Source organism: Actinomyces sp. oral taxon 180 str. F0310, from assembly GCF_000185285.1.
GTDB lineage: Bacteria > Actinomycetota > Actinomycetes > Actinomycetales > Actinomycetaceae > Pauljensenia.
In genome coordinates, this window is sequence record NZ_GL622194.1 from 1388197 (window position 1) to 1401060 (window position 12864).

Consider the following 12864-nt stretch of genomic DNA (forward strand, 5'->3'; position numbering starts at 1 on the left):
GGCGGGCGGCACGAGCCGCCCGCCCCCCGCACATTCCAGGCGTTCATCGGCGTCAGCAAGGACCTCCATCAGGCGGTTCTCCCGCAGAACGTGCCTCCGCACCAAACGGTGGCCATCGGTTCGACAGACAAATCGAGACGCTCGCGCGCCATTTGCCCAATCTTTACCCTATGATGAACTCATAGTCCGCCTCCCGCTGGAGGCGCCCCACGGGATCGGGACCCCCCATCCCCAGACACGAACACTAAAGGATTGTCCATGCTCCGCTACATCGGACGGCGACTCCTCCAGACCATCCCGGTCTTCTTCGGAGCCACCTTTCTGATCTTCGCGATGGTCTACCTGATGCCAGGTGACCCCGTCGCCGCACTCGGCGGCGACCGCGGCCTCTCCGAGGCCGCCGCCGCGCAGATCCGCGCCCAGTACAACCTGGACAAGCCCTTCTGGATGCAGTATCTGCTGTACCTCAAGGGAGTCTTCACCCTCGACTTCGGCACCGCGTTCAACGGTCAGAAGGTCACGTCCATCATGGCCAACGCCTTCCCCACGACCGCGAAGCTGGCCATCTACGCCCTCGCCATCGAGACCATCCTTGGCATCACCCTGGGCGTCATCGCGGGCATGCGCCGAGGAAAGTGGTTCGACTCGACGATCCTCGTCGTCTCCCTGCTCCTCATCTCGGTCCCCACCTTCGTTCTGGGCTTCGTCCTCCAGTACGTCCTGGGCGTCCAGCTGGCCCTCCTGCCCACCACCGCCTCGCAGGTGGTCGACATACGGAGCCTCACGATGCCCGCCATGGTGCTCGGCGGCGTTTCCCTGGCCTACGTCATCCGACTCACCCGCCAGTCCGTGTCGGAGAACGTCTCGGCCGACTACGTGCGAACCGCGCGCGCCAAGGGCCTATCCGGCGGCGTCGTGATGACGCGCCACATTCTTCGTAACTCCCTCATCCCCGTCGCCACCTTCATCGGCGGCGACCTCGGCGCCCTCATGGGCGGCGCCATCATCACCGAGGGCATCTTCAACATCCACGGCGTCGGCGGCACCCTGTGGAGCGCCATCATCAAGGGCGAACCCCAGACCGTCGTGTCGGTGACAACAGTGCTCGTGCTGGTCTACATCATCGCGAACCTGATCGTCGACCTCCTGTACGCCGTGCTCGACCCGAGGATCCGCTATGAGTGACCAGATTCCTTCCGCTAACATCGCCCGGACCCGCGCGGGGCAGGACCACTACGTCTCCGACATCGACGAGACGGGTCTCGGCGCGGTCGACGCCGTCGCCGACGAGGGCGCCCCCTCGTCCGTGTGGGGTGAGGCGTGGAAGCGCCTGCGCCGCCGCCCGATCTTCTGGATCGCAGCATTCATCATCACCTGCGCGGCCCTCCTGGCGATATTCCCGTGGCTCTTCACCTCCACCGACCCGAAGTTCTGCGAGCTGTCCTCCTCCCTGGCGGGCCCCACCTCCGGCCACCCCTTCGGCTTCGACAAGCAGGGCTGCGACATCTACGCGCGCGTCGTCTACGGTGCACGCGCCTCCGTCTCGGTCGGCATCCTCACCACGATCGCCGTCTCCCTCATCGGCGGAACCATCGGAGCCCTCGCCGGATACTTCGGAGGATGGTTCGACGCCCTCCTCTCGCGCATCACCGACGTCTTCTTCGCGATCCCGCTGCTGCTGGCCGCCATCGTCTTCATGCAGATGTTCAAGGGTTCGCGCTCCATCGCCATGGTTGTCGTCGTCCTGTCGATGTTCGGGTGGACGTCCATCGCCCGCATCACTCGCGGCTCGGTCCTGTCCGCCAAGAACGAGGAGTTTGTGACCGCCGCACGCGCAACCGGTGCGTCGCGGGCACGCATCCTCATGACCCACATCATCCCGAACTCGATGGCGCCGATCATCGTGTACGCGACCGTGGCGCTGGGTACCTTCATCGTCTCCGAGGCCTCCCTGTCCTTCATGGGCATCGGCCTGCCGCCGTCGGTGGTCTCCTGGGGCGCCGACATCTCCGCCGCCCAGACAGCCCTGCGCACCAACCCGATGGTCCTGTTCTACCCGGCCTCGGCCCTGGCCCTGACCGTTCTCAGCTTCATCATGATGGGTGACGCCGTGCGCGAAGCCCTCGACCCGAAGGCACGCAAGTGAGCGAAACCAACACCCCCCAGCTCTCCGACACTCAGATGGAAGAGGTCGTCGAGCGGGCCGTCGCCCCCAGCGCGGCCCCGGCCGCGACCGACATCCACCCCGAGGACGCCCAGCCCCTCCTCAAGATCACGGACCTGGAGGTCACCTTCACCTCCTCCACGGGGATCGTCCCCGCCGTACGCGGCGCGAACCTGACCATCTACCCCGGTCAGACCGTCGCCATCGTCGGCGAGTCCGGCTCCGGCAAGTCCACGACCGCCGCCGCGGTCATCGGCCTGCTCCCTGGAACGGGTAAGGTCGCGGGCGGCACCATCGAGTTCGACGGCCGCGACATCACCCACCTGACCAACAGGCAGTGGGTGGAGCTGCGCGGCTCCGGCATCGGCCTGGTCCCCCAGGATCCGATGAGCAACCTCAACCCCGTGCTCCGCGTGGGCACGCAGGTGAAGGAAGCCCTCAGGGCCAACAACGTCGTGCCGCACTCTGAGGTGGGAGCGCGCGTCACCCAGCTCCTGGAGGAGGCCGGGCTGCCCGACGCGGAGCGCCGCGCCAAGCAGTTCCCGCACGAGTTCTCCGGCGGCATGCGCCAGCGCGCCCTCATCGCCATCGGCATGGCCGCGCACCCCAAGCTGCTGATCGCCGACGAACCCACCTCCGCCCTGGACGTCACCGTTCAGCGCCGCATCCTGGACCACCTCGGCAAGCTCACGAGCGAGATGGGCACCGCCGTTCTGTTCATCACGCACGACCTCGGCCTGGCAGCCGAGCGCGCCGAGCAGCTGGTCGTCATGCACCGCGGACGCATCGTGGAATCCGGCCCCGCCCTGGAGATCCTCCAGCACCCGTGCCACCCCTACACGAAGCGCCTCGTGGCCGCCGCGCCGTCCCTGGCCTCGGCCCGCATCGAGTCCGCGCACAAGCGCGGCATCGAGGTCACCGAGGAGGAGCTCACGGGAGCCGGAAAGGGCGCGACCTCCAAGGAGGCCATCATCCGGGCCGAGCACCTCACCAAGGAGTTCGACATCCGCGGCGCCAAGAAGGGCAACGACACCTTCCTCGCCGTCGACGACGTTTCCTTCGAGCTGCGTCGCGGCACGACCCTCGCGGTCGTCGGCGAGTCCGGCTCGGGCAAGTCCACGGCGGCCAACATGGTGCTGCACCTGCTGACCCCCACGAAGGGCACCGTGTACTTCGACGGGCAGGACACCTCGACGATGAGCGAGGCGGAGCTCTTCCGACTGCGCAGGCGCCTCCAGGCGGTCTTCCAGAACCCCTACGGCTCCCTGGACCCCATGTTCTCGATCTACCGCCTGATCGAGGAACCCCTGAAGATCCACGGATATGGGACCCTGGACTACGCGCGGGCCGAGATCAAGCGCGCCGAGGCCACGGGACGCGAGCCCGAAGAATGGATGAGCGTCCTGGTTGAGGCAGCCGACGCCAAGCGTTCCCTGAGCGCCGCCGAGAAGCGCGAGTTCAATCCCAAGAAGCTGAGCATCGCGCGCGCCTCGGAGCTCCTCGACATGGTGGCGCTGCCACGCAGCGCCATGCGCCGCTACCCCAACGAGCTCTCGGGCGGTCAGCGTCAGCGCGTGGCCGTCGCCCGTGCCCTCGCGCTCAACCCGGAGGTCATCGTCCTGGACGAGGCCGTCTCCGCGCTGGACGTGCTGGTCCAGAACCAGATTCTCTACCTGCTCAACGACCTGCAGGCTCAGCTGGGACTGTCCTACCTGTTCATCACGCACGATCTGGCGGTCGTCCGCCAGATCGCCGACGACGTGATCGTCATGGAGAAGGGCAAGCTCGTCGAGGCCAACACGACGGACGAGCTCTTCCACAACCCCGTTCAGGACTACACGCGGGAGCTGATCGAGGCCGTCCCCGGTCGCGGCATTCAGCTCAACCTGTGAGCCACTGACACGGAAGGGGTCCGAGGCGCTGAGGCGCTTCGGGCCCCACGCTGTTTGTTGTGTCTTTGTTCCAGGCTTTGCTTGTGGCCCCGCTGGGCCAGGCTGCGCCTTGGGCGGCGGCCCGCCCGCGAGCCGTCCGCGCAGCGAGCTTCGCTCGGCGCGTCGCCTCGAAGCCCGGCCAGGCCCCGCCACCGCCCACGGGCACCGCAGCCAGGCCCTCTTGCGCCCTCCGGTCCCTCCACACCAGTGGGGCCGGGTCGCTGTTTGGAGCCTTACTCCTGGCCCCGCCCACGGGCACCGCAGCCAGGCCCTCTTGGCCTTCCGGCGCCCTCCGTACCTGTGGGGCCTGATGTGCTGATGGGTGGTTGCAGTGATGACGGGATGTTCGGCTGTGCGTTGTTACAAACGTCGTCAATCCAAGGCGTTTTTGTGTGGATTCCTGTGTGGTTGTTACAAACGTCGTCAATCCAACGGCTTATTCGCTGAAAATACAGGTTTTTTGGCGCAGATTGACGACGTTTGTAACAGGAGTCCGCGCAAGGCGATTGAAATCGCGCTGGTTTGACGACGTTTGTCACGCATAGCTGCCGATCGGGGCAGCAATGGGGGTATCGCACTACATGAAGCCCTCTGGGGGCGTGTCACCGGCGTGTCGGACGCTCATGTAGTGCAATTCCCCCCCGAGCGGCGGCAGTGCGGCCACGACGTGAGGCGATGTGCTCGCCAGAGTGCAGACCACCTCGGCAAAAACCGGTGAAAACGGGGTGTTGTTGGCGAGGTGGTCTGCGTTTTGGGCACATTGGTGTCTGGCACGGTGTGCATGCTTTTAGGTGGGCCCTGATGTGTCCCAGGTATTGTGGAGAGTGTCTTAGGCCGGATTGGAGGTTTGGGATGTCTGGCCAGCGTAAGTATTCGATGGAGTTGCGTGAGCGTGCGACGCGCATGTCGTCGGGTTAACGTGCGGGTGAGAGGGCCCACGTGCATGTCATCGGGCCCAGGTGCGCATCAAAGGGCCCAGGCCGCCACCTATCGGGCCAACGTGCGCAGTGACGGGCACGCGGACAGCCACAGCGACAGCCACCAACCGAAGCAATTTCGCATGCAATTCCCCTGTTAACCTTTCACACATTGAAGTCACATCGTTGCAATTCCAACGTTTTCGGACACCATAGAGAACTAGCTCGTGGGAATTGCATGCGCGAGCGAGCCTACCCGGACAACAGACCACCCCACACGCACCCCTGACATTTGTCACCCACCCCCCTGCCTCAAAGGGCACTTCTGCGCGCGCGGGGCGGGGGGCACACTGATGTCATGAACACGACAACACCCGCCGTACAGGCACACTCCCTCCACCAGTCATTCGGCACGGTTGACGCCCTCCGCGACGTCAGCCTCACCCTCGTCCCCGGCGAGATCGTCGCCCTCCTGGGCGTCAACGGCGCGGGCAAGAGCACGCTCCTGGACATCATCCTCGGCCTGGCACGCCCCACCTCGGGGGACGTCAGCGTCTACGGGATGAGCCCGCGAGAGGCCGTGCGCCGCTCGCTCGTGGGCGCGATGCTCCAGTCCGGGTCACTACCCCGCGACGGCAGCGTTCGCTCCACCATCGCCCTGGTCGCCTCGATGCACGCCAACCCCGTTCCCCCGGATGATCTCCTGGAGCGGACAGACCTGACAAAACTCGCCACCCGCAGCCTCTCCAAGCTCTCCGGCGGCGAACTCCAGCGCGTGCGCCTGGCCCTCGCCCTGGCGGGAAACCCCGACTTCATCATCCTCGACGAGCCCACCGCCGGCATGGATGCCCTAGCCCGCCGCAAGTTCTGGGACACGATGCGCGAAGAGACCGCCTCCGGGCGCACGCTCCTCTTCGCCACCCACTACCTGACCGAGGCGCGCAAGGAAGCCGACCGCATCATCATCATCGACGAGGGGCACATCGTCCTGGACGCCCCCACCGAGGAGGTCGTCGCCCAAGGCGAGGACCTTGAGGACGTCTTCGAACGCATCGCGTCGCACTCCGACGCCGAGTGACGCCGCGACTGCCCCCACCCCGCTCACCTCAACGCGTCCCACCGCGCGAGGCACCCCCGGACGAGGCCACCTCCTCGCCCCCAGACCCACAGAAGGAATCATGACCGCTCAAGCCACACCCGCACGCACAACCAACCACGTCATCCCCGGCCCCTTCAAGGGCGCGGGACGACTGTGGTTCACCACCTTCCGCTCCCACATCCTCAACCCGTGGAACATGGCCTTCGCGCTGGTTCTTCCCCTCTTCATGTACGCCATGTTCGGCATGACCGACACCGCCCGAAACACGCTCACCGCGCGCGGCAACGTCGCCGCCGCGATGATCGTCATGATGACCACCTACGGCGTCCTCCTGGTGGGCGGATCGCTGGGAGCCACCGTGTCCGTGGAGCGCACAACCGGCATCTCACGCATGTACGCCCTCACCCCCATCCAACCGTGGGTGATCCTCCTGGCCCGGCTCGGCGCCCTCATGGTCCTGAGCGCGTTCATCACGGCCATCGCCTTCGGCTTCGGGATCGCCACAGGGGCCCGCATGGCGGCCGCCATCTGGGCCGAAAGCGCCGCCGTCGTGATCGGGCTATCCGCGCTCGGAGCCCTCATCGGACTGGCCTGCGGCTACACGATCAAGGGCGAGAACGCCTACAGCGCCTCGGCGTTCATCATGGTATTCAGCGCCTTCGCGTCGGGCATGTTCATGCCCCTCGACCAGATGCCGTCCTTCGTCGCCCACGTCGCCCCCTTCACGCCCTTCTACGGTGTGGTGCAGGCCGTCTACGCGGTCAGCGGAGGGAACCCGATGAGCACCGCCGCCTGGCTCAACCTCGCGGCATGGACGCTCATCCCGGCGCTCATCGCCTGGTGGGGTGCCTCGCACGACACGAACCGCTAGGGTGCGGCTATGAAAGAGCGACTGATCTCCCTGGCGTGGGCGGCCCCGTGGATGCTCTTCATGGGGTTCCCTATCTCCTCGGCCCTTGACATGCCCAACAGGCTTGAGGGCGCGGGCGTCATCGGCGCGTGTCTGCTCCTCGCGGTGGCCAACGCGGCCACGTGGCTGACGAATCCCCCTCCGGGACGCAACTCCTTCACGAGGCCGTTCGTGATCTCTCACGCGTGCCTGGCCGCCGTCTCCGTGATCTACGCCCTCTACGCCTGGCGGATCGGGCTCCCCTACGCCTACATGATGTTCTCCTACCTGCTGGTCGCGTGGATCTTCCAAGCCCCCCTGCGCTACCTGCTCCCGGGCATCGTCCCGATCGGCGTCCTCGCGGCCGTCACCGCGCTCGCGGAAGAAACCCCGCTGTGGATGCTCGCGTACCTGGCACTGCTGGGGGTCCTCGTCGGCGGGGCACGCGCAGGCATGGAGCGTTCGGTGCGCGAGCGACTGCGCCGCCAGGAGGCGATCCAGCGCGCGAAGGTCGGCGAGAGAGCGCGCCTGAGCACGGACCTGCACGACATCCTCGGGCACTCGCTCACGGGGATCTCGATGCTCTCGGAGCTGGCGGGCCGCCTCCTGGACGCGGGACGCACCGCGGAGGCGCGCCAGCAGATCCAGGCGATCACAGCCCAGTCGCAGGAGGCCCTGGCCGACGTCCGCCGCATCGTGGCGGCCACGCGGGCCCTGTCCCCCGCGGAGGAGCTCGACGAGGCGCGCTCGCTGCTCGAGATCGCGCGCATTGACGCCGACATCACGAACGAGGGCGAGCCACCTTCGGGGCCGCGCTCCAGTGCCGCCGCCCACGTGATCCGCGAGGGCGTGACCAACGCGCTCCTGCACTCCAAGCCCACGCGCGTGAGCATCACCCTGTCCCCTGCGGGCGTGCGGGTCCTCAGCGACGGCTACTCCCCCGACTACGCGGCGTCCACCGCCGGATCGGGGTCGGGCCTCCACGGCCTCGCCGAGCTGGTCGGCGACGAGGGCGAGCTGTCGTGGGGACCCGAGGGCAAGGAGTGGACGCTCGCCCTGTCCTTCCCCGAGGCCGACGCGGCCGCCGCGCCTGACGAGATTCCCGAGGCAAACAAGCCCCGGTGAGCGCGTCGCCCGTCCGCCGCTGCCGGTCATGGCGCGGCACCTGCGCTACCCTTATGTCCGAGATGCGTACGGACGGGAGGGCGATGTGACGATCCGCGTCATGGTGATCGACGACCAGGCCATGATTCGAGGCGCCCTGGCGGGCCTGTTGGATCTCGAGACCGACATCGAGGTCGTCGCGCAGGCCGCCAACGGCGTCGAGGCCCTCGACGAGCTGGCGCGCCTGTCCGTCGAGGAAACCACGCCGCGCACCCGCACGCCCGTGGACGTTGCCATCATCGATGTCGAGATGCCGCGCATGGATGGAATCACGGCGACGGAGGCGATCCGCACGCGCTTCCCGAGCGTGCGTGTCCTCGTGGTCACGACCTTCGGGCGCCCGGGCTACCTCCAGCGGGCGCTGGCGGCGGGAGCCTCCGGCTTCATGGTGAAGGATGCGCCGGTTGAAGATCTCGTGGACGGCGTGCGAACGGTCGCCGCCGGTGGCCGCACGATCGACCAGAGCCTGGCGATCGACGCGCTGTCCGCGGGGGCCTCCCCGCTCACCGCGCGTGAAACCGACGTGCTGCGCGAGGTCGAGGGGGGTGGCACGATCGCCGACATCGCCCACGCGCTGACCCTGAGCCAGGGGACGGTCCGCAATCACGTGTCCTCGGCGATGCTGAAGATGGATGCGCGCACGCGCGCCGAGGCGGCATCCCTGGCGCGGTCGGCCGGCTGGCTGTAGACGGGCACGTGAGTAGTATCAGAGTGATACCATGCCGATATGGCTATGACACTCCGACTCGACGAGGAACACGCACGCAAGCTCGACGAGCTCGCCCGGCGTTCCGGCACGTCAAAACACGATGCAGTGCTGCGCGCCATCGATGAGAAATTCAACCGCATGACCCACCGTCAGCGCGTCACCGACGCACTCAACCAAACCGTTGAGCGCTGGGGGGACGCACTTGAGCGACTCGGCCAGTAACACCATGCCGTGCGAGTTTCTCTCACTTGAGGACCTCCTGGATATCGTATCCGCACTGAAAATCGGTCCCGTCCGGGATCTCGGCCTCCTCAATGCAGCAGCACTACGCCCCCAAACATCGCTGATGGGCCAGGACGCCTATCCGTCCACCGCCGCTAAGGCCGCAGCTTTACTCGAATCGCTCACGAAAAACCACGCGCTGGTCGACGGAAACAAGCGCCTTGCATGGGCGGCCTGTTCCGTTTTCCTGTCCCTCAACGCAGCCGTCATCAACGAGTCGGTCTCCAACGATGACGTGTACGAGCTCGTTATCGCCGTCGCCTCCTCTGACGTGACGCTTGAACAAGTCTGCGCCACGCTGTCGGAATGGACGCCTACGCGCGCATGAACCACGACCTGCGCGCCACGCGAGGCAGGAGCCGCACGCCCACGTAGGTGCCCAGCGTGTTCATGATGACGTCGTCGATGTCGACGACACGGTAGGTGCAGGGAACGACACCGAACAGGCCCGTGTACTGGGTCGCCTCGATAAGGCAGGAGACAGCGCAGCCGATCACCACCCACGCCAGGACGCGCCGGTGCGGGATCGAGGGGGCCAGGCGAGACCCGTCGGCGGGCGCACCCTCGGGTGCGCGGCGCATGCGCCGGATACGCCAGGTGGTCTCCGCGAGGGCACCCAGCGGCACAAACAGAGCAATATTCAGCAGGATCGACAGAGCGTACAGGGTCCCGCGCAGGTTCTCCCCGTCGCGGAACTGGTCGGCGACGGCCACGAAGGACCCGAACGGCGTGTAGTTGTCCCAGTGGATGATCCCGGCGCACGCAGCCACCGGGTCGGAGGGCAGCGGCAGCAGCGTGAAAATCAGCAGGCCCGCGAGATACAGGATCCAGGCGAGAGGCAGGGCGCGCGGGAGCCTCCACCTCGACGAGGAGGGGGCCGTGACCACGGGGATCTCCGCCGTCGTCGGTGTGTCCGGGTGCTCCTCGCGAGGCAGGAGCGCACCCGTGCGCTTCGAGCGCCGGTAGATGAGTGGCAGTGCTTGAGCGACGGTCAGGCGTGCGCGGCTCACCCGCCCGGCGCTCTGGGCGGAGTCGGTCGAGGCCTCGGCACGCCCCGCGGTGACACTGGGGTTCCCGCGACGCCCGAGCATCCACCACAGCGCGCAGGTGATCGCGCAGACGGTGGCGTAGAGCCCCAGGTCCCACGCCCAGTTCATTGCCGTGTACATGTCATCCCCCTCGCTGAGGGGAACAATACCGCCAATTCCAGGTCGAGTCACGCCCATGCGGGGAGTCCCACAGCCGATGGACACACTGCGAGAGTGTGCCCGAAAATCACCCGGTTACGGTTGGTCACTTTTCCACATCCGGTGCCGCAGGTGCACGCGAAGAAACCGGGCGGGCTCAGCCTGGACAGATTGACAGTTGCTGCGCCATCGCGTCTTGCTCGGAGCGGGTCACACTCAGCCCGTATCTGCTCTTGACCGAGATCTGGCGCTTGACGTAGTCGCACCGGAAAGCGGCGTTGGGCGGCAGCCACCGGTCGGCCGCGGAGGCCGACTTATCCTCGTTGGCGTCCCCGTCGACGGCCAGGAGATTGTCCGGGTCGTTCGCGAACTCCTGGCGTCGCCCCGCCTCCCACTGCCACGCACCCGAGCGCCACGCGTCCGCCAGGGCGACCACGTGGTCGATCTGGACCAGGGACGAGGTCTTCTCCCCCCTGCGGAACTCGATCGTCTTGCCGGTGTAGGGTTCGGCCAGCGTGCCGCTGAGAACCACGCATCCTCGGGTGCCGTCCTTGAACGTGGGGCGCGCGAGATCGCGGGCAAGAATGTCGTTGCGCGTGTCGCACCCGTTGTGGTCCGTGTCGGCCCACCGCTGGCCGAACTCGCCGCGATCGTAGTCGGGGGTCTCGCTCTCCACGTCGTGGTCGCGCACCGTCAGAGCGCGCAGCTGACGGGCCGCCTCGCCGTCGGGGAGCGAGGACAGGGCCTCGCCGCTGCGCTGCGGCGGCCACCCCAGGCGCGAACGCAGGCCCAGCAGATCCCATCCCACACCGGGCGCGAACGCCCACACCAGGGCGGCAACGATGATGACCACACCCATCGCGTCTCCCACGCTCCAGCGACGTCGACGACTCACGCGGCTTCCTCCTCCCTCACGTCGGGCCGCGGCGCTGCGCCTCGTTCCCGGCCTCTCCCATGATGCGCCGGGGCGCCCGCATCTGGCGTCCGCCGACGGGTAGCCTGTGGACAGAGGCTAGGAGCGCGAGCGCGCACGCACGAGCTGACGGACGAAGTACGCGCACACGATGATGAGCGTCAGCGCACCCATCGACACCAGCTGAGCGCGCCCCTCGTCGCTCATGAGCATGAGGACCCCGATGCCTCCGAGCCCCGAGAGGACGACCCACGGCAACCACGGCCAGCCGGGCATGCGGATCGCCAGGTTCCCGGACCGCTCCAGCGACGGGTGCAGGCGCATGAGCGAAATGATGATGAACGTCCACACGATGAGCAGCACCATGCCGATCGCGTTGATGAGAATCGTGAGGATCGCCCCGGGAAGGAACCAGTTGCCCAGGACCGCGAGCAGCGCGAGGACCACCACCAGCCCGACCGCGCGTGTCGGCGTGCGTCCAGCCTCCATGTCGCCGACCATCTCCGCGCCCAGGCCCTCTTCGTCTCCCCGCAGGACGGCCTGGGCGGAGGGACCCAGGCGGCCGGACTGCGAGGCCTCGGCCCCCAGGAGCCAGCGCCACCCCATGTCGCGCGCGGACAGGGAGTAGGCCATGCGGGAGGAGGCGTAGATGTTCGCGGAGAACGCCGAGATGAGGGCCATGAAGATGATGACGTTCATGATGGTTCCCACGGCCGGCACGCCCGCCATCGACAGGACGGCCGCGAAGGCGTTTGTCTTCATCTCGTCGCTGTCCCAGGGAAGCAGGGCGATCAACAGGACCACCGAGCCGACGTAGAACACGAGGATGCGGGTGATGACCGAACGAATCGCGCTGGTCATCGCCTCCCTGGGGTCCTCGGCCTCGGCCGCCGCGATCGTCACGATCTCGAGGCCACCGAAAGAGGTGATGACCGCGAGCAAGCCGACCGCGATGCCGGGGATGCCGTTGGGAGCAAAACCACCGTTGCCGACGATATTGTGCCAGATGCCCGCGTGACCGGGCGACGGGCCGACGACGGCGCTTCGGGCGACAAGCCACACCCCCACGCACAGGAAGGCGACGATCGCCGCGATCTTCACCATCGACAGCCATGCCTCAATCTCACCGTATTGCCCGGCCGACAGCAGGTTAATGCCGCCGATGACGACGACGATCACCAGGGCAACGACCCACTGGGGCACGGCGGGAAACCAGTCGACGAAGATCGTCGCGGCGCCCGTGACCTCGATGCCGGTCACCATGATGAGCATGACCCAGTACAGCCACCCGATCGTGAATCCCGCCCACCGGCCGATCCCGGCCTCGGCGTAGGAGGAGAAAGAACCGGTCGTCGGCAGCGAGGACGCGAGCTCGGCCAGGGCCAGCATCACGGACACGACGATGGCGGCAGCCAGGAGGTAGGACACGATGACCGCGGGTCCCGCCTGGTGGATCGCCGATCCCGTCCCCAGGAAGAAACCGGCCCCGATCGCGAGGCCGAGGGCCATCATGGACAGATGCCACGTTTTGAAGGGCTTGCGTTCGCCGACCGCAACGGGTGCGACGCCGACCGACGAGGCTGGTGTTGACTCAGGATTCACGCGGCCA

The 12864-nt window shown here is 67.1% G+C and carries 12 protein-coding genes; 9 read left to right on the forward strand and 3 right to left on the reverse strand.

What is annotated here, in order from left to right:
* The first annotated feature begins 258 nt into the window (after positions 1-258).
* The 9 genes from HMPREF9006_RS05885 (at position 259) to HMPREF9006_RS05925 (ending at position 9483) form a co-directional block, all read left to right on the forward strand.
* Positions 259-1185, forward strand: a complete 927-nt coding sequence (locus tag HMPREF9006_RS05885) for an ABC transporter permease (RefSeq protein WP_009212656.1) — start codon at positions 259-261, stop codon at positions 1183-1185.
* Entirely contained in the window at positions 1178-2146 is a 969-nt protein-coding gene (locus HMPREF9006_RS05890) for an ABC transporter permease (protein ID WP_009212657.1), read from the forward strand. Before HMPREF9006_RS05885 ends, HMPREF9006_RS05890 begins: the two co-directional genes overlap by 8 nt.
* Positions 2143-4056: a dipeptide ABC transporter ATP-binding protein gene (locus tag HMPREF9006_RS05895; RefSeq protein WP_009212658.1), complete on the forward strand. Its 1914-nt coding sequence runs from the start codon at positions 2143-2145 to the stop codon at positions 4054-4056. The genes HMPREF9006_RS05890 and HMPREF9006_RS05895 overlap by 4 nt, the downstream gene beginning before the upstream one ends.
* A 1314-nt stretch (positions 4057-5370) precedes the next feature.
* Entirely contained in the window at positions 5371-6090 is a 720-nt protein-coding gene (locus HMPREF9006_RS05900) for an ABC transporter ATP-binding protein (protein ID WP_009212659.1), read from the forward strand.
* Positions 6091-6190: 100 nt separating this feature from the next.
* Positions 6191-6982: an ABC transporter permease gene (locus HMPREF9006_RS05905; protein WP_009212660.1), complete on the forward strand. Its 792-nt coding sequence runs from the start codon at positions 6191-6193 to the stop codon at positions 6980-6982.
* 9 nt (positions 6983-6991) lie between these two features.
* Positions 6992-8125: a sensor histidine kinase gene (locus HMPREF9006_RS05910; protein ID WP_009212661.1), complete on the forward strand. Its 1134-nt coding sequence runs from the start codon at positions 6992-6994 to the stop codon at positions 8123-8125.
* Between the two features lie 85 nt (positions 8126-8210).
* Positions 8211-8852, forward strand: a complete 642-nt coding sequence (locus HMPREF9006_RS05915; RefSeq protein WP_034231247.1) for a response regulator transcription factor — start codon at positions 8211-8213, stop codon at positions 8850-8852.
* A gap of 39 nt (positions 8853-8891) precedes the next feature.
* Positions 8892-9095 carry a type II toxin-antitoxin system VapB family antitoxin gene (locus tag HMPREF9006_RS05920; RefSeq protein WP_009212663.1) on the forward strand — a complete coding sequence of 68 codons (204 nt, stop codon included), beginning with the start codon at positions 8892-8894 and terminating at the stop codon, positions 9093-9095.
* 4 nt (positions 9096-9099) lie between these two features.
* The gene (locus HMPREF9006_RS05925) at positions 9100-9483 is read left to right on the forward strand and encodes a type II toxin-antitoxin system death-on-curing family toxin (protein ID WP_009212664.1); all 384 of its coding nucleotides are present in this window, start codon (positions 9100-9102) and stop codon (positions 9481-9483) included.
* Here the strand turns inward: HMPREF9006_RS05925 and HMPREF9006_RS05930 are convergent.
* The 3 genes from HMPREF9006_RS05930 to HMPREF9006_RS05940 form a co-directional block, all read right to left on the reverse strand.
* On the reverse strand, positions 9470-10324 hold the full coding sequence (locus HMPREF9006_RS05930; protein WP_009212665.1) for a VanZ family protein: 855 nt from the start codon (positions 10322-10324) through the stop codon (positions 9470-9472). The two genes, HMPREF9006_RS05925 and HMPREF9006_RS05930, sit on opposite strands and share 14 nt — an antisense overlap.
* Before the next feature lie 175 nt (positions 10325-10499).
* Positions 10500-11237, reverse strand: coding sequence for an HNH endonuclease family protein (locus HMPREF9006_RS05935; RefSeq protein ID WP_009212666.1), 738 nt, complete (start codon positions 11235-11237; stop codon positions 10500-10502).
* A gap of 117 nt (positions 11238-11354) precedes the next feature.
* Positions 11355-12857 carry an amino acid permease gene (locus HMPREF9006_RS05940; protein WP_009212667.1) on the reverse strand — a complete coding sequence of 501 codons (1503 nt, stop codon included), beginning with the start codon at positions 12855-12857 and terminating at the stop codon, positions 11355-11357.
* Positions 12858-12864: the final 7 nt, after the last annotated feature.